The sequence below is a fragment of the Achromobacter sp. CSND-B12 genome, from assembly GCF_052906545.1.
In genome coordinates this window covers 5,822,529-5,841,086 of the sequence record NZ_JBREGJ010000001.1, presented here as the reverse complement: position 1 = coordinate 5,841,086, position 18,558 = coordinate 5,822,529, and the positions used below count along the sequence as shown (strand labels likewise).

The 18,558-nt window shown below is 69.0% G+C and carries 16 protein-coding genes; 12 read left to right on the top strand and 4 right to left on the bottom strand.

Annotated features, from left to right (window positions below; genetic code table 11):
• The first annotated feature begins 32 nt into the window (after window positions 1–32).
• The 10 genes from gspG (at window position 33) to ACUTAG_RS27410 (ending at window position 8,311) form a co-directional block, all read left to right on the top strand.
• Window positions 33–461, top strand: a complete 429-nt coding sequence (gene gspG / locus ACUTAG_RS27455) for a type II secretion system major pseudopilin GspG (protein ID WP_020927290.1) — start codon at window positions 33–35, stop codon at window positions 459–461.
• Complete coding sequence (gene gspH, locus ACUTAG_RS27450; RefSeq protein ID WP_446650410.1) at window positions 433–921, top strand: type II secretion system minor pseudopilin GspH; 489 nt, start codon at window positions 433–435, stop codon at window positions 919–921. Before gspG ends, gspH begins: the two co-directional genes overlap by 29 nt.
• Window positions 908–1,312 (top strand): type II secretion system minor pseudopilin GspI, encoded by a 405-nt coding sequence (gene gspI / locus ACUTAG_RS27445; RefSeq protein WP_054515772.1) that lies wholly within the window; start codon window positions 908–910, stop codon window positions 1,310–1,312. Before gspH ends, gspI begins: the two co-directional genes overlap by 14 nt.
• Entirely contained in the window at window positions 1,309–1,923 is a 615-nt protein-coding gene (locus ACUTAG_RS27440) for a prepilin-type N-terminal cleavage/methylation domain-containing protein (protein ID WP_006387452.1), read from the top strand. Before gspI ends, ACUTAG_RS27440 begins: the two co-directional genes overlap by 4 nt.
• Entirely contained in the window at window positions 1,920–2,864 is a 945-nt protein-coding gene (gspK, locus tag ACUTAG_RS27435; protein WP_446650409.1) for a type II secretion system minor pseudopilin GspK, read from the top strand. The genes ACUTAG_RS27440 and gspK overlap by 4 nt, the downstream gene beginning before the upstream one ends.
• On the top strand, window positions 2,861–3,853 hold the full coding sequence (gene gspL / locus ACUTAG_RS27430; protein ID WP_054444251.1) for a type II secretion system protein GspL: 993 nt from the start codon (window positions 2,861–2,863) through the stop codon (window positions 3,851–3,853). Before gspK ends, gspL begins: the two co-directional genes overlap by 4 nt.
• A complete protein-coding gene (gene gspM / locus ACUTAG_RS27425) occupies window positions 3,850–4,437 on the top strand; it encodes a type II secretion system protein GspM (protein WP_446650408.1) in 588 nt (195 codons plus the stop codon). The genes gspL and gspM overlap by 4 nt, the downstream gene beginning before the upstream one ends.
• On the top strand, window positions 4,437–5,192 hold the full coding sequence (gspN, locus tag ACUTAG_RS27420) for a type II secretion system protein N (RefSeq protein ID WP_038503329.1): 756 nt from the start codon (window positions 4,437–4,439) through the stop codon (window positions 5,190–5,192). Before gspM ends, gspN begins: the two co-directional genes overlap by 1 nt.
• Before the next feature lie 444 nt (window positions 5,193–5,636).
• Window positions 5,637–7,790 carry a TonB-dependent receptor plug domain-containing protein gene (locus ACUTAG_RS27415; protein ID WP_446650407.1) on the top strand — a complete coding sequence of 718 codons (2,154 nt, stop codon included), beginning with the start codon at window positions 5,637–5,639 and terminating at the stop codon, window positions 7,788–7,790.
• Window positions 7,790–8,311: a TlpA disulfide reductase family protein gene (locus ACUTAG_RS27410; RefSeq protein ID WP_446650406.1), complete on the top strand. Its 522-nt coding sequence runs from the start codon at window positions 7,790–7,792 to the stop codon at window positions 8,309–8,311. The genes ACUTAG_RS27415 and ACUTAG_RS27410 overlap by 1 nt, the downstream gene beginning before the upstream one ends.
• Before the next feature lie 30 nt (window positions 8,312–8,341).
• Here the strand turns inward: ACUTAG_RS27410 and gspE are convergent, their stop codons facing one another.
• Together gspE and gspD are read right to left on the bottom strand one after the other, a co-directional pair.
• Window positions 8,342–9,769, bottom strand: coding sequence for a type II secretion system ATPase GspE (gene gspE / locus ACUTAG_RS27405; RefSeq protein WP_020927279.1), 1,428 nt, complete (start codon window positions 9,767–9,769; stop codon window positions 8,342–8,344).
• Window positions 9,766–12,378, bottom strand: a complete 2,613-nt coding sequence (gspD, locus tag ACUTAG_RS27400) for a type II secretion system secretin GspD (protein ID WP_020927278.1) — start codon at window positions 12,376–12,378, stop codon at window positions 9,766–9,768. Before gspD ends, gspE begins: the two co-directional genes overlap by 4 nt.
• Window positions 12,379–12,551: 173 nt before the next feature.
• Between gspD and gspF the strand changes: the two genes are divergently transcribed.
• Complete coding sequence (gene gspF, locus ACUTAG_RS27395) at window positions 12,552–13,757, top strand: type II secretion system inner membrane protein GspF (protein WP_446650405.1); 1,206 nt, start codon at window positions 12,552–12,554, stop codon at window positions 13,755–13,757.
• Window positions 13,758–14,386: 629 nt separating this feature from the next.
• Window positions 14,387–15,712, top strand: a complete 1,326-nt coding sequence (locus ACUTAG_RS27390; RefSeq protein ID WP_054500207.1) for an IS110 family transposase — start codon at window positions 14,387–14,389, stop codon at window positions 15,710–15,712.
• 241 nt (window positions 15,713–15,953) lie between these two features.
• On the opposite strand, the gene ACUTAG_RS27385 is transcribed toward ACUTAG_RS27390, so the two are convergent.
• Window positions 15,954–16,292 carry a P-II family nitrogen regulator gene (locus ACUTAG_RS27385; RefSeq protein WP_006386376.1) on the bottom strand — a complete coding sequence of 113 codons (339 nt, stop codon included), beginning with the start codon at window positions 16,290–16,292 and terminating at the stop codon, window positions 15,954–15,956.
• 138 nt (window positions 16,293–16,430) lie between these two features.
• The gene (locus ACUTAG_RS27380) at window positions 16,431–18,497 is read right to left on the bottom strand and encodes an NAD(+) synthase (RefSeq protein ID WP_238874903.1); all 2,067 of its coding nucleotides are present in this window, start codon (window positions 18,495–18,497) and stop codon (window positions 16,431–16,433) included.
• Between the last annotated feature and the right edge of the window lie 61 nt (window positions 18,498–18,558).

Here is an 18,558-nt window from a genome sequence, read left to right as displayed (position 1 = left end):
CACGCTTCTCACTGAAATACCGGAGTCGTGAAGTGCGCCAGTCATCGCGTGGGCTCGCCCGCCAGCAGGGTTTCACCCTGATCGAGATCATGGTGGTCATCGTGATCATGGGGATTCTTGCCGCCCTGATCGTGCCGCGCGTGCTCGATCGCCCCGACCAGGCGCGCCAGGTCGCCGCGCGCCAGGACATCGGCGGCATCATGCAGGCGCTCAAGCTGTATCGACTGGACAACGGCCGCTATCCGACCACCGCGCAAGGCCTGCGCGCGCTGGTGGAAAAGCCCGAAGGCGCCTCCAACTGGCGCGGCTACCTGGACAAGCTGCCCAACGACCCCTGGGGCCACCCCTACCAATACCTGAGCCCCGGCGTCAAAGGCGAAATCGACGTGTTCTCGTTCGGCGCCGACAACAAGCCCGGGGGAGAAGGCGGCGATGCCGACATCGGTTCGTGGGAACTCTGAGCGCGGTTTCATGCTAGTCGAAGTCATGGTGGTGCTGGTGATCGTCGCCATCGCCGCCAGCATGGTCAGCCTGTCCGTCGGCAAGGGCGCCGATCCGTTGCGCGACGATGCCCAGCGCCTGCTCGACGCATTCACCGTGGCCGAAGGCGAGGCCCGCAGCGACGGCCGCGCCCTGCGCTGGTCGCCGGCCAGCGGCGGCTGGTCGTTCGAACGCGCCGGCCGTTCCGATGCGCCGACCGCGCAGGACGACAGGCCCCTGCCCATGGACCGGCTGGAACACGACGCGGCCCTGCGCCCGCAGTCCTGGCGCGCCGGCCAGGTGCAGTGGCGCCTGGATCCCGACCGCCCGCTGGTCTTCAACACCGAATGGGTCGCCGATCCATTCAGTCTGCGGCTGCGCGCGGGCGATTCGCATGTGACGCTGACGCGCGACGCCGCCGGACACTATGACATCCGCTGAATTGCCGCCCCTTCCCGCGCGCCGGCGCGGCCGCCAACGCGGCTTCACCCTGATCGAAGTGATGGTGGCGCTGGCCATCATCGCCGTGGCGATGGGCGCCGCCCTGCGCGCAACCGGCGTCATGGCGGCCAACAACCGCGCCTTGCAGGACAAGACCCTGGCGCTGCTGGCGGCGCAGAATGCGCTGACCCAGCTGCGCCTGGAACAGACGCTGCCGCGGGCCGGCTCCCAGACCGTGGCCTGCCCGCAGGGCGGCCTGGCGCTGCAATGCGAACTGGTGTTCAGCAACTCGCTGAACCGCAGCTTCCGCCAGGTCTCCGTCAAAGTGCGCGACGGCGCCAACGGCGCGTCCCTGCTACAGCTGGACGGCCTCCTGTCGAGCCTGCGATGACACCTCGCCGCGTTGCCTCCCACGCCCAGGCCGGCTTCACCCTGATCGAAGTGCTGGTGGCGCTGGCGCTGATGGCGCTAGTCAGCCTGATGGCCTGGCGCGGCCTGGACAGCGTCTCCAGCGCGCGCGACTGGATCGCGCGGCAGGCCGACGACACCGATGCCATCGTCCGCGCGCTCGGCCAGATGGGGCGTGACGTGGAGATGGCCTACAACGGCCCCTCGTTCGCCGCCCCCGGCATCGACGCGCGGGTATTCACGTCCGGCGTGCGCCTGCTGCGCGGCGCGGCCGGCACGCAGATCCTTGAAATCCTGCGCCCCGACCCGGACGGCGACGGCCGCTGGCAACGGGTACAGTGGTCGGTGCGCCAGGACGGCCTGTGGCGCGCCAGCGGCGTGCCGGCCGAACAGGGGCCCCTGCCGCCGGTCAACGAGGGCGTGCTGCTGCTGTCCGGCGTGCGCGCGCTGACGCTGCGCGGCTGGGTAACAGGCACGGGCTGGTTGGACACGCGCGCGCCCTTCCCCGCCACGCCGGCCGGCATCGAGATCACCCTCGAGCGCGGCCCGGCCGGCGACCTGCGGCGCTACAGCCGCATCCTGGAGCTGCCATGAGGCCGTCTCTGCCGCGCGAACGCGGCGCCGCGGTGGTCAGCGTGCTGATCATCGTCGCCATCGTCGCCGCCTTGACCACCAGCCTGTTCCAGCGCCAGACCGCCAGCACCCGGCGCATCGAGAACGAAATGGCGCGCGTCCAGGCGCGCATGCTGCTGGCCGGCGGCATCGACTGGGCGCGCCTGGTGATACGCGACCATGGCCGGCGCGAATCCACCACCCGCGGCGACCAGATCTGGGCCACGCCGGTGCTGGACACCCGTATCGAGCGCCCGGGCGACGATCGCGTGGCGGTGTTCTCCGGCAAGGTGGAGGATGAACAGGGCAAGTACAACCTCGGCAACCTGGCCAGCCACGGCGCGCCCCAGCCCGAGCAGGAAAAGGTGCTGCGGCGCCTGCTGGGCGTGATGGGCCTGCCCGATACGCTCGCCGGCCGCATCATCGACATCATCGCCGCCAGCCAGCCGCCGGCGCCAACCGCCGGCGCGCCCATGCCGGCCCAGGGCGGCAAGACGCCGGACGCGCGCGCGCCGCAACCGCGCGGCATCGACGACGTCGCCGCCCTTCTGGGCCTCGAGCCGGCAGTGCGCGGCGAACTGCGACGCACCATGACGGTGCTGCCGGTCGCCACCAGCGTCAACGTCAATACGGCGCCGCCCGAAGTCATCGCCGCGCTGGTGCCGGGCCTGTCGCTCAGCCAGGCGCGCGCCCTGGCTGGCGAACGGGACCGCGGCAACTGGTTCAACAACAGCGGCGATTTCGCCAACCGGCTCGCCGCCACCGGCGTCAAGACGCCGGCCCCCGCGGTCGCCACCGCCAGCGGCTGGTTCCTGGCCAGCGGCGCCGTGGTCTACGAACGGGCCCGGGTATCGATGCAGGCCTTGATACGCAGCGCCCCGCCCACTGCGCCCGACACCATCTGGACGAGAGAGAACCCTTGAAAAATTCCTTGCGCATCGCGCTGGCCCCGCTCGCCGAACTCGGTCCCGGCTCGCCGCTGCCCTACGCCTGGTTCGACCGCCGCGGGCGCTGCGCGCGCCAGGGCGAATTGACGCTGCAGGCCCTGGGGCAGGCCTACCCCCAGGCCGCCTGTGAAGCCGTGCTGCATCCGAGCGACGTGATCGCCACCACGGTGCAACTTCCCGCCGTCGCCAAGGCGCGCTTGAATGCCGCCGTGCTCGGCGCGCTCGAACCGCTGGTGTTGAGCGACCTGGACGACCTGGCGATCGGCCACGGCCCGCGCGGCGCCGATGGCAATGTGGCATTGGCCTGGGCCCCGCGCGAGCCCGTGCGCCGGGCCTGGAGCCTGCTGCACGCGCAGGGGCTGCGCGCCCACGCCCTGGTCGCGCCCCAGGCGCTGGCGCCGCACGAGGCCACGCCACTGCGCGACCCCGCGGACCCGCGCTGGCTGGCGCCGTCGCCATCCTGGTCGCTGGCCATGCCGCAACTGGCGCCTGCGCGCGTATCGCGCTGGCGCCCTGCCTGGCGCTGGAGCGCGATCGCCGCGGCGGTGTGGATCGGCGGACTGAACCTGCATGCGGCGCAATTGCGCGGCGAGGCCCAGGCCTTGCGCGACGGCATGCGCCGGCAAGTGCTGGCGGCCTTTCCCGAAGTGCCGGTGGTGCTCGACCCCGCCCGGCAGGCGCAACAGGGACTCGAGGCGCTGCAAAGCCGCCGCGGCGGCGCCCATGCCGGCGATTTCCTGCCGCTGGCGCGGGCCGCCGCCAAGACCCTGCCGTTTGCCGCCGACAACGTGGCGCAACTGGGCTATGCCGACCAGGCGCTGACGCTGCAATTGGCCGACAGCGGCGCCCAGGCGCAGCGCGTGGCCGAAACGCCCGCCTTGGTCAAGCAGGCGGCCGCCCAGGGCCTGAAGCTCGAGCGCGGCGACACCGACAACACCTGGCGCATCACGCGCACGCAACCATGAAGCCCATCGAACGCCTGAGCGCCGGCTGGCGCGCCGCCGTCCTTCCCCTGGCCCCCGCCGCCCGGCGCGCGCGCCAACGCTACCAGGCATTGGCCCCGCGCGAGCGGCTGCTGGTCAATGGCGCCGCCGCCCTGCTGGGCGCGGCCCTGGTGTTCACGGTGCTGATCGAACCGGCGCTGGATTCGGTGCGCAAGCTGCGCGACGAACTGCCGCGCCTGCGCGGCCAGGCCGCCATGGTGGCCGACCTGACCACGCAGGCCGCGACGCTGCGCGGCAAACGCACGGGCCCGGCCGCGACCCTGCCGACCGCGGCGGATATCGGCGCCAGCCTGGAGCGCGCCGGGTTGCCGGCCGACCATTGGAAAGTAGCGCAGCCCGGTCCGGGCGACCGCATCACCGTGGCCGTGACCGAGATCCCGTCGTCGGCGCTGCTGCGGTGGCTGGAAAACACCGCCGGCGACTGGGGCCTGATGGTCAAGACGGTAGCCCTGACGCGCGCCACCAATGCCAACGGCCGGCCTTTGCCCGGCCTGGTGAACGGCAGCGTGACACTGGCCTTGCCCGGCCCGCAGGCGCGTTCCTGATGCGCCTGCCCCGCCTGCCCAAGCGCGCCGGCCTGGCGCTGGCCTGCGCCGCCAGCGCCCTGGTTTTCGGTGGCGCCGTACTGCCGGCCCGCTGGCTGCTGGCCCTGCAGCCGGACGATGCCCCGCTGGTCCTGGCGGATGCCGCCGGCACCCTCTGGAACGGCGCCGCCTGGATCGCGCTGGGTCCGCCCGGCGCGCGCCGCATGCTGCCGCAACCGCTGCATTGGCAATGGCGCTGGTCGTCGCTGACGCTGGAGCTGTCGCATCCGTGGCTGCAGGGGCCGCTACGCGCCGGCCTGGGCTGGGACGGCGTGGCCGTGTCGGCGCAATCGCTGCGGCTGCCGGCCACGGTGTTGCCGGCATTGGGCGCGCCCTGGAATACGCTGGCGCCCGAGGGCACGCTGGAAATCAGCTGGCAGGCATTGCGCCTGGGCGCCGCCCTGCCGCAAGCGCCCCTGGCCGAGTTGCGCTGGCGCGATGCGGCCACCGCCCTGTCGCCGGTGGCGCCCGTGGGCACCTATGTGCTGCGGGTGCGCGGCGACGGCCGCGCCGGCGCCACGCTGGCGCTCAGCACCGACAGCGGCCCGCTGGCGGTCACCGGCCAGGGCAGCCTCAACGCCCGTGGCGTGCGCTTCCAGGGCCAGGCCACCTTTGCCGCCGGCGCCACCGAGGCCGAACGCGGCGCGCTCGACGGCCTCATGTCCGCGCTGGGGCGGCGCAGCGACGACACGGTGGTCTTCGGCACCGGCAAATAGCGCCGGCATAGCCCCGGACGCCGGCCGCCGCGATGCGCGCCGGCCACGTCGCACCCAATACCGGACCGATTCACGTGCCGTCGCGCGCTCCCGCCACGGCCCTCGCGCAGTCCGCGCCACGCCCCGCCTGCCGGCACGCAGCCGGCCCGCGCGGCCATCCCGCGACCACACCGTAATCTCGGACCGGCTCGCGATTGACGCAAAAATTCATAAAACATAACGTTTTGAATTGTTTTTACCTTCGCCGTCTTGCTTCGCTCGCGCCATGCCACATTCCCCCGCCTCTCCCGCCGACAACCGCTACGCCCCTCTTTCGCCCGGCGCCGCGGCGCGCGGTCTCGCAACGGCCGGTTCCTGTATCAACTGACGCGCCATGGCCCGGGCTCGTCGCCCGTGGCGCCTGGCGCGTCGCTCCTGGAACCTGCCCATCAGATGCCCTGCGCCATGCCTTCCGTCTTTGCCCCCCGTACGCCGCTGCGCCTCGCCGTGCTGGCGGCGTCCCTGACCACCGCCTGGACCGCCCAGGCGCAGAATGTTGGAACCGCTGGCGTCCCTGCCCCCACACTGGCCCCGATCACCGTCATTGACCGCTCCAACCAGGGCTCGATGCGCCCCGGCGCATTGCGCGACGAACTGGTCAAGACCGAATCCATCAGCGAACGCGCCATCGCCAAGGCAGGCGCCACCAACGTCAACGAAGCGCTCGACAAGAATCCCGGCATCGCCGTCCAGGTCGAATGCTCGATCTGCAACGTACGCAACATCCTGCTCAACAACCTGCCGGGCCGCTACACCACGCTGATGATCGACGGCGTGCCGATCTTCTCCTCGGTATCGTCGGCCTACGGACTGGACAGCGTCAGCGTCTATGGCGTCGAACGCATCGACGTGGCGCGCGGCGCCGGCGCCAGCCTGATCGCGCCCGAGGCGCTGTCCGGCTCGGTCAACATCGTCACCAAGCGCCCCACCGAGGCCGAGAACCGCGCCCGCGCGCAGATCGGCAGCTACGGCTCGCGCCAGGGCGACGCCTACCTGGCGCGGCCGTTCGAAGGCGGCGCCATCACCGCCACGCTCAACTACAACAAACACGATTCCGTCGACGCCGACCACAACGGCATCTCCGAATACACCGGCTACGACCGCCGGCTGGGCGGCATCGGCTTCTTCCTGGACGACGCCGGCGGCTTCAAGGTGCGCGGCCGGCTCGACGTGGTCAACGAAAAACGCGGCGGCGGCGCGCTCGGCACCGACTATTCCGCCATCAAGCACAGCACCACGGGCAATCCCTTCGACTGGCGCGGCGGCGTGCACGGCTCGCCTGACCGCGAAGGCTGGGTCAATCCGGAGGACGGCAGCGTCATGGCCTACGACGACGGCCGTGGCGGCATGTCCGAGATCATCTTCACCGACCGCGTGCAGTTCATCTCCACCGGCGAAAAACGCTTTGGCGACAGCCTGCTGCGGCTGGCGGCGGGCGCGGCCGAGCACAAGCAGGACAGCTTCTACGAACTGGCCACCTACATCGCCCGCCAGAAGCAGTACTACGCCGAGGCCAGCTGGCAGACGCCCATCGCAGGCTGGTTGACCACCCTGGGCACCAACTTCCGCTACGAAGATTTGAGAAGCCACGGCAGCATGGAAGACGGCACGCCGGTACGCGGCGTCGACGACTACACCTACCGGACCCCCGCGCTGTTCCTGCAAGCCTATCGTTCCCTGTTCGATGACGCGCTTGAAATCAATGGCTCGGTGCGCTATGACCGCCACAACGTCTTCGGCGGCATCACCTCGCCGCGCCTGAACGCCCTATGGCACCACACCGAGCGGCTCTCCAGCCGCTTCAGCGTCGGCAAGGGGTTCCGCGCGCCCACCAGCTTCTTCGAGCAGGAACATGGCATCCTCAACACGATCCGCATCGATCGCCAGATCAGCAAGCCCGAGGAGTCGCTCAACGCCAGCTATGCGTTGAACTACGCCGACGACCGGCTGGCCGTGACCGGGTCGTACAACTACAACCACATCAAGAATTTCGCGACGCTCGATCCCGACCAGACCGACGCCGACGGCAAGCCGATCACGGTGTTCGGCAGCGCCAGGCAGCCCGTCATCGTGCAGGGTGTCGACGTGACGCTGTCCTACCTGGTCACGCCGGCGCTGACGGTCATGGCCGCCGCCGAGGGCTTCAACTACAGATTCCCCGCAGGCACGCTGATCTTCGCCCGTCCCAACGCCAAGGCCTATCTTGGCCTGGACTACGACCGCGGCGATCTCGACCTGAACGCCAAGCTGGTCTGGACTGGCCCGATGAACCTGCGCAAGTTCCACGACGACGGCTCGGGCCAGCAGGATCGCTACAACCTCGACGGCACGCCCAAGCGGGACAAGAGCCCGGGCTTCTTCACCCTGGATGTGCGCGGCGAGTACGCCATCAACAAGCATTTCACGGTCTACGCCGGGGTCGACAACGTGTTCGACTACAAGCAGTCGGACAAGGAAAGCCCGCTTTTCGTCAATGGCGACGGCGGCTTCGACGTGACCCAGCTGTGGGGGCCGAGCCGCGGGCGCTACCTGTACGCCGGCACCAAGCTGAGCTTCTGATGCGTCGATTGCTGCTGTGGACATGCCTGGCGCTGTGCGCCCCGCCCATCCTGGCGGGCGCCCAGCCGGCCGGCCGCCCGCAGGCGGGCCTGGCCTGGGATTTCTCGCTGCCGGCGCTGGACGGCGGCCGCTTCGTGCGGCTGTCGGACCAGCAAGGCCCGGTCCTGGTGAATTTCTGGAGCCGCGACTGCCCGCCCTGCGTCACCGAGTTGCCGCGCCTGCAAGCATTCGCCAACGCCCATCCCACGTGGACGGTGTTGCTGGTCAGCACCGATACCCCGGCCGCCGCCACCGAATTCGTCCGCGCCCATGCGATCACGCTGCCGGTGCTGCGCCCCGGCGGCAACGTCGCGGCCCTGATGCGCAGCGCCGGCAACCGCGTCGGCGCCCTACCCTTCACCGTGGCGACCCGGACGGCCCGCGTCTGCGACGGACAGCTGGGCGCACTGTCAGCCACGGACCTGCGGCGCATCGCCGATGCCTGCGCGGACGCGCAGGCGCCGGCCAAAGCGACGCCCTGAGCGCGCGCGATCACGCTCCGCCGCGCGCGGCTACGCGTCGCGGGTCACGCGCAGGATTTCCTCGGGCGAAGTCTCGCCGCTTTCCACCCAGCGCGCGCCGTCCTCGCGCATGCTGAGCATGCCGGCGGCGCTGGCGGCGCGGCGCAGTTCGCGCTCGTCGCTGCCTTCGTGGATCAAGCGGCGCGCCTCGTCGTCGACCGTGAACAATTCGTGGATGCCGGAACGACCCGCGTAGCCGGTGTGATTGCAGGCCTCGCAGCCCACCGGCTGGAACACCCGCGCGCCATCCTGCGTCGCCGGCTTCTTGCAGGCGGGGCACAGCTTGCGCACCAGCCGCTGCGCCAGCACGCCGAGCAGCGAGGACGACAGCAGGAACGGCTCCACCCCCATGTCGGTCAGGCGCGTCACCGCCGACACCGCGTCGTTGGTATGCAGCGTGGCCAGCACCAGGTGGCCGGTGAGCGAGGCCTGCACCGCGATCTGCGCGGTTTCGAGGTCGCGGATTTCACCGATCATGATGACGTCCGGGTCCTGCCGCAGGATCGCGCGCAGCGCCAGCGCGAAACTCATGTCGATCTTGGCGTTGACCTGCGTCTGGCTGATGCCAGCCAGGTCGTACTCGATGGGATCCTCGACGGTCAGGATATTGGTGGTGGCGGCGTCCAGCCGGCTCAACGCCGCATACAGCGTGGTGGTCTTGCCGCTGCCGGTGGGTCCGGTCACCAGCACGATGCCGTGCGGCTGGCGGATCAGGCGATCGAGCTGGCGCAGCACGCCCGGCGCCATGCCCAGCTTTTCCAGCTGCAGCCGGCCGGCTTCCTTGTCCAGCAGGCGCAGCACCGCCCGTTCGCCGTGGCCGGTCGGCAGGGTCGACACGCGCACGTCGATCGGACGGCCGCCCACCCGCAACGCGATGCGGCCATCCTGCGGCAGGCGCTTTTCGGCGATGTCCAGGTGCGCCATGATCTTGATGCGCGAAATCAACGCCGCATGCAGCGCCTTGCGCGGCGACACCACGTCGCGCAGCGTGCCGTCGACGCGGTAGCGCACCACCGAATGGGTCTCGAACGGTTCGATGTGGATATCGCTGGCGCCATCGCGCGCGGCCTGGGCGAACAGCGCGTTGATCATGCGGATCACCGGCGCGTCGTCCTGCGCGTCCAGCAGGTCGGCCACCTCCGGCATGTCCTGCAGCAGGCGGTCCAGGTCGATCTCGTTTTCGGCCACGCCCATCACCGAGGCGGCGTCCTCGGCGTGGCTGTAGGCCGCCGCCAGCAATGTCTCAAGCGCCTCGTCGTCCACCTGCGCCACGGCGATGTCGCCGTGGCAGCGCCGGATCTCGCGCACCGCCCATTCCGGCGTGCGCGGGCTCACGGTCAGTTGCGCATGGCCGGCGCGCAGCGACAGCACCGCCCGCTGCGCCCGCGCCCACGCGTACGGCAAGGGATGCGCGCTCATAGGTGCGACACCAGCTCGCCCTTGAAGCCCAGCTCGCGCAGCAGCGCGGTGGCCGTGGAGATGGTGCCGGGGTCCTTGGACACCTGGCTGCGCACCACATAGCCCATGCCGCCTGGACCGGTCTGCACATAGGCCTGCAGGCCGCTGGCCTGGACCCGCTGGGCAATGCGATCGGCTTCGCCGCGGGTCTTGACCGAGGCGAACTGCAGGGTCGCGCTGGTGGTGTCGGCTTCGCCGTAGAGCGAGGCGGGATCGCGCGCCACGCTCACGCCCAGCGGCAGGTTGGCGCGGATCGGCAGCGACGGATCGCTGGTCTGGCGCGCCGCCGGATACTGGCGCACCGCGAACGACTCGACCGTGGTGGGCGGCGGCCGCCGCATCGTTTCGGCCAGTTGCTCGGGCCGCATGTCATAGACGTTGTTGGACACCGACGGCGCCGAGCCCGGCGGCGGCAGCATCGGCGCCTGCATGTTGGGCAGCAGCCAATGATTGCCCGGCTGCGCGCCGCCCTGGGCGCGGCGCATGTAGTCGTAGCGGTCCATCGTCACGCTGGCGCTCTGGCGCGCGTCGCGCACCACGTAGGGACGCAGGAACACCATCAGGTTGGTCTTGGTGCGCTTGCGGCTGTCGTACTTGAACAGCGAACCCAGCACCGGAATCGAGCTCAGGCCCGGCACGTTGTTGGAGGTCAGCGTCACGTTGTCTTCGAGCAGGCCGCCCAGCACGATGATCTGGCCGTCATCGATCAGCACGCTGGTATCGATGGCGCGCTTGTTGGTGACGATGCCCGTGGTGGCCGACGAACGGCTCTCGTCGATGCTGCTGACTTCCTGGTAGATGTCGAGCTTGACCGCGCCGCCCTCGGAGATCTGCGGCCGGATGTTCAGCTTCAGGCCGACGTCCTCGCGCTGGATGGTCTGGAACGGGTTGTTGTTGTTGCCGCCGTTGGTGACGTACTGGCCGGTCACGAACGGCACCGTCTTGCCCACCAGGATGCTGGCGGACTGGTTGTCCAGCGTCAGCAGGTTCGGCGTGGACAGAATGTTGGCCTCGCCGGTGTTCTGCATCGCGCGCGCCAGCACGCCCAGGTTGATGACCTTGTTGCCCAGCACGTCCACCGTGCCCTTGACCACGCCCAGGCTCAGGCCGCTGCCGAGCGCGTCGATCGAGGTGGGGCCGGTGCCCGTCAGGCCGCTGCCGCCCAGGTTGGTGCCGCCGATGAAGCTGGTGCCGCCGCTGTTGATGTTGCCGGCGCCGGTCATCCACTGGATGCCGAATTCGGCCGCCGCCTGCTCGCTGACCTCGACGATCAGGCTTTCCACCAGCACCTGCGCGCGGCGCTGGTCGAGCTGGTCGATCACTTCGCGCAGGCTGCGGTACAGCGGCTCCGGCGCGGCGATGATCAGCGAGTTGGTGGCCGGATCGGCCTGGATGGTGGCGCCGCCCGCGGAATACGACACCGCCTGGTTGCCGGAATCGTCGCGCGCGATGCGCTCCTGGTCGCCCGACAGGCCGCCCTTGGCGTTGCCGGACGCATTCGTCGAGCTGGACATCCCCAGGCCGGTGCCGGTATTGCCGCCGGAACCCTGGGGCGACCGGTTGCCGCCGGCCTGGCCGGGACCGCCGCCAGCGCCGCCCGAGGGATTGGCTCCCGGCGCCGAATTGGCCTGGCCAGCCAGCAAGCCGCCCAGGACTTCGGCGATGCGGGTGGCCTGCGCGTTGCGCATGTAGACCACGTGCAGATTGCCCGCGCGGTTCTGCTGCGCATCCAGCTTCATGATCAGGTCCCGCGCCAGCCGGGTGCGCGCCGGACTGCCCGCGCGGATCAGGACGCTGTTGCTGCGCGGGTCCGCCACCACCGCGATGCGCTGCGTCGGATCGCTGCTCTGGGTATCCAGCAGCTGCGAGGCCAGGATGGCGATGTCGGACGCGATGCCCGAACGGATCGGCACCACATCGGTGTCGATCGAACTGGGCACATCGATACGGGCGATCACCGCCGCGATGCGGTCCAGGTTGTCGGCGTAGTCGGTCACCACCAGCGTGTTGTTGCCCGGATACGCATTGATCGGGTTGTTGGGCGGCACCATCGGGCGCAGCACCGGCACCAGGTTGGCCGCGTTCTCGTACTTCAGCGGGAATACGCGCGTCAGCATCTCGCCGCTGTTGCCCGATGCGCCACGCGCGAACGCCGCCACCGGCACCGGCCCCTTGGCCGCGCCGGCCGGGGTGGCCGCCGGGCGCGGATCGCCCACCACCGCGCTGCCCTGCAGCTTGGCATCGGCCTCCGGCACCACCCGCGTCACGCCGTCCACCTCGACGATCGCAAAGCCCTGCAGCCGCAGCGCGCCGGTAAGCATCGACAGCGCCTGGCCGCTATCGACCGGCCGGTCGGACACCAGCGTGAGCTTGCCCTTCACGCGCGGATCCACCAGGAAATTGCGCTTGGTGAACAACGACAGCGCACGCAGCACGGCGGGGATGTCCGTGTCGACGAAGTTCAGGCTGACGCGATTGTCCGCCTGTTGAGCATGGGCCTGGTTGGCCGCGGGTCCGAGTTGGCTTGCCGCGAGCAAAACCGCTAGGCTGAGTTGCGCGATATGACGCATGACGGGATGTGCCTGAGACGTGAAGTCGTGTGAAAAAACGTGAAAGCGCGTCGGAGTATACGGGGTGACACTGCAACACTACGGTCATAATCCAAAGGCAAGGTGACGGGCTGCAAAGCCTTGATTTACGGGCCTTTGCGCCGATCGGCGCGGGGCCCGAACCACCTCCCACCATGCCATCCTTTCGTTACGAAGCGACTGACGCGCTCGGCAAAATCGTGCACGGCACGATCGACGCCGACAGCGAGCGCGGCGCCCGCAACCAGCTGCGCGGCCGCGGCCTGCTGCCCCTGTCGACCTCTCCCGCCGCGCGCGCCGAAGGCCTGGGCGCCGCCCTGCGCACGCGCCTGTCCGACGCCGACCTGGCCTGGCTCACGCGCCAGCTCGCCAGCCTGCTCGCCGCCCGCCTGCCGCTGGACGCCGCGCTCGGCGCCACGCTCGAACAGGCCGAGAAAAAGCACATCGCCGCCACGCTCGAAGGCGTGCGCGACGATGTGCGCGCCGGCCATCGCCTGTCCACCGCGCTGGCCTCGCGTCCGCGCGACTTCCCCGAGATCTACCGCGCCCTGATCGGTGCCGGCGAGGAGTCCGGCGACCTGGCGCAGGTCATGGAAAAACTGGCCGACTACATCGAGGAACGCAATACGCTGCGCAGCAAAGTCATGACGGCGTTCATCTACCCCGCCGTGGTCGCCTGCGTCTCCGTCATCATCGTGGTCTTCCTGCTGGGCTACGTGGTGCCGCAGGTGGTGTCCGCCTTCAACCACGCCAAGCAGCAGCTGCCGCTGCTGACCCGCATCATGCTGGCGCTGTCCGACTACGTGCGCGAATGGGGCCTGGCCACCGGCGCCGTCATCGCGCTGGCCATCGTGCTGTGGCGTTACTCCCTGCGCGTGCCCGCCGCCCGCCGCGCCTGGCACGCCCGCGTCCTGCGCCTGCCCCTGGTCGGCCGCTTCGCCCTCGGCGTCAACGCCGCCCGCTTCGCCTCGACCCTGGCCATCCTCTGCGGCAGCGGCGTCGCCCTGCTCACCGCCCTCGAAGCCGCCCGCCGCACCCTCGGCAACGACGTCCTGCGCGGCGCCGTCGACGAAGCCGCGGCCCGCGTGCGCGAAGGCGCCTCGCTATCGGCCTCGCTGGCCGCGCAAAAAGCCTTCCCCTCGCTCCTCATCCACCTCATCGCCAGCGGCGAAAAGACCGGCCAGCTCCCCGAACTGCTGGACCGCGGCGCGCAGAACCTCTCACGCGACCTCGAACGCCGCGCCATGGCCATGACCGCCCTGCTCGAACCCGCCCTCATCCTGCTGATGGGCGGCTTCGTCCTGCTGATCGTGCTGGCCGTGATGATGCCGATCCTGGAAATGAATCAACTGATCCGCTAGACGCACAAAAGGAAAAGGCCCGCGTCCACCCACGGGCCTCGGAGAGTCGATGACGGACGCCAACAGGGGCGGCGACCAACCGCTAAACATTCACGACGAACAACACGCAAACCATCAGGCAAAACGCGCATCAAAGACGCCGCCAGTCAAGGCCGCGGCCACTCCCCCTCTCTACCCCAGCGCGAAGCGACACCGGTCGACGCCTGCCACCGCGTATGCCCGAGGCGGCCGCCCGCGCGGCCGTCTCGGGCGGGCCCCGCAAGTCCTCCGCAGGCAGCCGCCGCAGCAGCGCTTCATTTCTCAAAGGTGCGAGCCCGGCGCGCTGGCGCGGCGGGTGCGGGCGCCGTCGATGCGCCCGAGGGAATCTGAAGCCCAATAGTCGTCATTCACGACGCCCGTGACGAAGAAACTGTCTTCGTGGCTGCACCTGTGGCAAGGTGGAATGCCGCTCAGGTAAAGACCGACCTTCCAATGGTGCGTGTTTGCCCACGCCCGTACTGAAGCATGGCCCCGGGTGACGTCACCGACATTGGTGAGCACACGCTTAGCGCGTGCATCCCGTTTGAGAGAGTGAGTACAACGACGTACCCATGCCTGGCGGCATTCCGTTAGCGATGATGGAGCAAGCCATGTCACCTCGCAAGTCCGATGCAACCCTAAGCCTGGCCCATCCCGATGCCGCGGGCATCGACATCGGGTCGGCCAGCCACTTCGTCGCCGTGCCTCATGACCGCGACGACCAACCTGTCCGCGAGTTCAAGAGCTTTACGGCCGATTTGTATCGCCTAGCGCAATGGCTCAAGGACTGCGGCGTTACCGCCGTGGCCATGGAGTCCACCGGCGTTTACTGGATCCCGCTTTACGAGCTGCTCGATAGCCAGGGTTTCAACGTTTACCTAGTCAACGCCCGTCACGTGAAGAACGTCTCGGGCCGCAAGTCCGATGTCCTGGACTGCCAGTGGCTGCAACAGCTCATGAGCTATGGCCTGTTGGCCGGCGCCTTCCGTCCCTCTGACGAGATTTGCGTCTTGCGCGAGTTCTCGCGCCAGCGCGAGATGCTGCTTGCCTCGCAGGTGCGCCACGTGCAGCACATGCAGAAGGCACTTGCCCAGATGAACATTCAGCTCACGCAAGTGCTGTCGGACGTGGTCGGGGTCACCGGTCAGGCCATCATCCGCGCCATCGTCGGCGGCGAGCGCGACCCGCATGCACTGGCCCGCCTGAAGAAGCGCCAGGTCAAGGCCAGCGAGGACGATATCGCTGCCGCGCTGCAAGGCAACTGGCGTCACGAGCACTTGTTCGCGCTGCGGCAAGCGCTGGCCCTGTACGACACCTATCAACAACTGCTCAACGATTGCGATCAGCACATCCAAGCCGAACTGCACAAACTGCACCGCCATGACGGCGATCCGGGCAAGTCGCAGCGCCGCTGGCCCAAAAAGGCCATGGCCTTCGATCTGCGCACGCATCTATTTGCCATGTGCGGCGTGGACCTGACCCGCATCAACGGCATCGACGAGATGACTGCCTTTACCGTCCTGGCCGAGGTCGGTCCGGACATGAACCGCTTCCCTTCGGCCAAGCACTTCGCTTCGTGGTTAGGCTTGTGCCCGGGCACACGCATCTCCGGAGGCAAGGTTCTGAACGGCGCCACCAAACGCTCACCCAACCGCGCCGCACAGGCCCTGCGTCTGGCGGCCATGGCGCTACGTCACAGCCAGTCCGCTTTAGGCGCCTACTACCGAAGGCTGTGCGCTCGCCTGGACAAGCGGCGCGCCATCACCGCAGCCGCGCACAAACTGGCTCGACTGATTTACACCCTACTGACCAAAGGGTCCGAATACGTCGACCAAGGTGAGCTGTACTACGAAGAACGCCACCGCCAACGCGTCCTGCATCACCTGACAAAACGTGCAGAAACCATGGGCTACAGCTTGGTGCCGTTAACCGCCTAAGGAGAAACCAACGAGGTATCAATGACTTAAGTGGAGTTTCTTGAGAGGCAGTCGCCGCAGGCGACAACGAAGATGACGAAGGGGCAGTCCGGAGCGAACGCTCCGGACCGCAATCGTTGGCGCCCGCACCCGTCGCGTCAGCGCGCCGGGCGGCCCAAGAACACAACACCTGCCCAAAAAACTTCGGGGAGACCATAACGATCCCCCCGACAGCCAACCCAAAACCGAATCCAGCGCAAATTCAAAGCGCCTCTTCGTCGCTCTCCCCCGTCCGAATCCGGATGGCCTGTTCCACCGGCGTCACGAAGATCTTGCCATCGCCGATCTTGCCGGTACGGGCCGCCTTCACCACCGCCTCGATCGCCGCCTCGACCTGATCATCCGGCAGCACCACCTCGACGCGGATCTTCGGCAGAAAGTCCACCACGTATTCCGCCCCGCGGTAAAGCTCGGTATGCCCCTTCTGGCGCCCGAACCCCTTCACTTCGGTCACGGTCAGCCCGCTGACGCCGACCTCGGCCAGCGCTTCGCGGACTTCGTCGAGCTTGAAGGGTTTGATGATGGCGGTGACTTGTTTCACGTTGGTCGTCCTGATTGTTCGATCTGTTGCGGCGCCCCGGGCTACATATCGGACCGGGGCACGATGATTGAGAGAATACCACCGGCGCCCGGCCCGCCAAGCCCGGCGCCTGGCCTGCCGGGAAAACCCGCAGACCGGTCAGGCCGGTGGCGTCTGGTCGGGAATCCGGTCGGCGTCGCGCATCCACACCACCGACTCGGAATCGCTCGGCGCGCGCCAGTCGCCACGCGGCGACAGCGACCCGCCCGAGCCCACCTTGGGCGCGTTCGGCACGCAGGTGCGCTTGAACTGGCTGAGACGGAAGAACCGGTCCAGGAAAATCTTCAGGTTGCGCTTGATGGCCGCCAGGTCGTACTGGTTGCGCGCCACGTGGCCGCCTTCCGGCCAGGCGCCGGCATCGCGGTCGCGCCAGGCCGCCAGCGCCAGGAACGCCACCTTGGTCGGCGCGAAACCGTAGCGCAGCGTGTAGTACAGGTTGAAATCCTGCAGCTCGTAGGGCCCGATCGTGTCTTCGCTCTTCTGGGTCGGCTTGCCGTCGTCGCCGCCCGGCACCAGTTCGGGGCTGACATCCGTGCCCAGCACGTCCAGCAGCACCGCCGCGCCCGCCTCGCCCAGGCGGCCGGATTCGGCCACCCAGCGCACCAGGTGCGTGATCAGCGTCTTGGGCACGCTGGCGTTGACGCTGTAATGGGACATGTGGTCGCCCACGCCATAGGTGCACCAGCCCAGCGCCAGCTCGCTCAGGTCGCCCGTGCCGATGACGATGGCGTTGTTGAAATTGGCGATGCGGAACAGGTGGTTGGTGCGCTCGCCGGCCTGCACATTCTCGAACGTGATGTCGTACACCGGCTGGCCGTCGGCATAGGGATGGCCGAGGTCCTTGAGCATCTGCAGGCAGCTGGGGCGGATGTCGACCTCGGAGGCCGTGCAGCCCACCACCGCCATCAGCTGGCGCGCCTGCTGCAGGGTGCGCGTGCTGGTGGCAAAACCCGGCATGGTCACGGCCAGGATGTTGGCGCGCGGCAGCCCCAACGTGTCCATGGCCTGGGCGCAGACCAGCAGCGCGTGGGTCGAATCCAGCCCACCCGAGATGCCGATGACCACCTTGGACATGCCGCTGGCCGAGAGCCTCTGCGCCAGCGCCTGCACCTGGATGTTGTAGACCTCCTTGCAGCGCTCGTCGCGGCGCCGGGGGTCGGCCGGCACGTACGGAAAGCGCGCCACGCGCCGCTCCAGCGGCAGCTCGGCGTCCTCCAGCGGCGCCGCGACCGGCACCAGCACCTGGCGGAACTTGCGCACTTCATCGCGGTGGCGCCGCGCCGACTGGCCGAAGGTGGTCTGGTGCATGCGCTCGCGCGACAGGCGCTCCAGGTCGACGTCGGCAAACAGCAGGTGCGACTCGTTCAGAAAGCGCTCGGACTCGCCCAGCAGCTCGCCGTTTTCGTAGATCAGCGCCTGACCGTCCCAGGCCAGGTCGGTGGACGACTCGCCGCGGCCAGCCGAGGTGTACATGTAGGCCGCCAGGCAGCGCGCCGACTGCTGCGCCACCAACTGGTGGCGGTAGGCCGACTTGCCGACCACGATGTTCGAGGCCGACAGGTTCACCAGCACCGTGGCGCCGGCCAGCGCCGCGAACGAGGACGGCGGGATCGGCACCCAGACGTCTTCGCAGATCTCGACGTGGAACTGGAACAGCGGCAGCTTTTCCATCTGGAACAGCAGCTCGGGGCCGAACGGCACCGTCTGGTCCAGCAGGCGGATCTCGGTGGCGACGGCGCAATCGGCCGCGCTGAACTGGCGCGCTTCGTAGAATTCGCTGTAGTTGGGCAGGAAACTCTTGGGCACCACGCCCAGGATGCGGCCGCCGGCGATGACCACGGCGCAGTTGTACAGCTGGTGCGCCACCCGCAGCGGCGCGCCGACGATGACGGCGATATCCAGTTCGGCCGTGGCCCGCGCCACCTGGTCCAGCGCCGCCTCGCAGGCGTCCAGGAGGGCCTTCTGGTGGAACAGGTCGTCGCAGGTATAGGCCGACAGGCCCAGTTCGGGGAACGCCACCAGCACGGCGCCGCCCTGGGCCGCCTGCTGCGCCAGCGCGATGGTCTGCGCGGCGTTGAAGGCCGGGTCCGCGACCTTGCACTCGGGCACGCCCACGGCGACCCGGGCGAAGCCATGGGAATACAGGTTGAAGAACGGGTTCGACATCGGATTCATCGCCTGGGGCGCCTTGATACGGAACTGCACGAAACGGGCCTGCTGCAGGCCC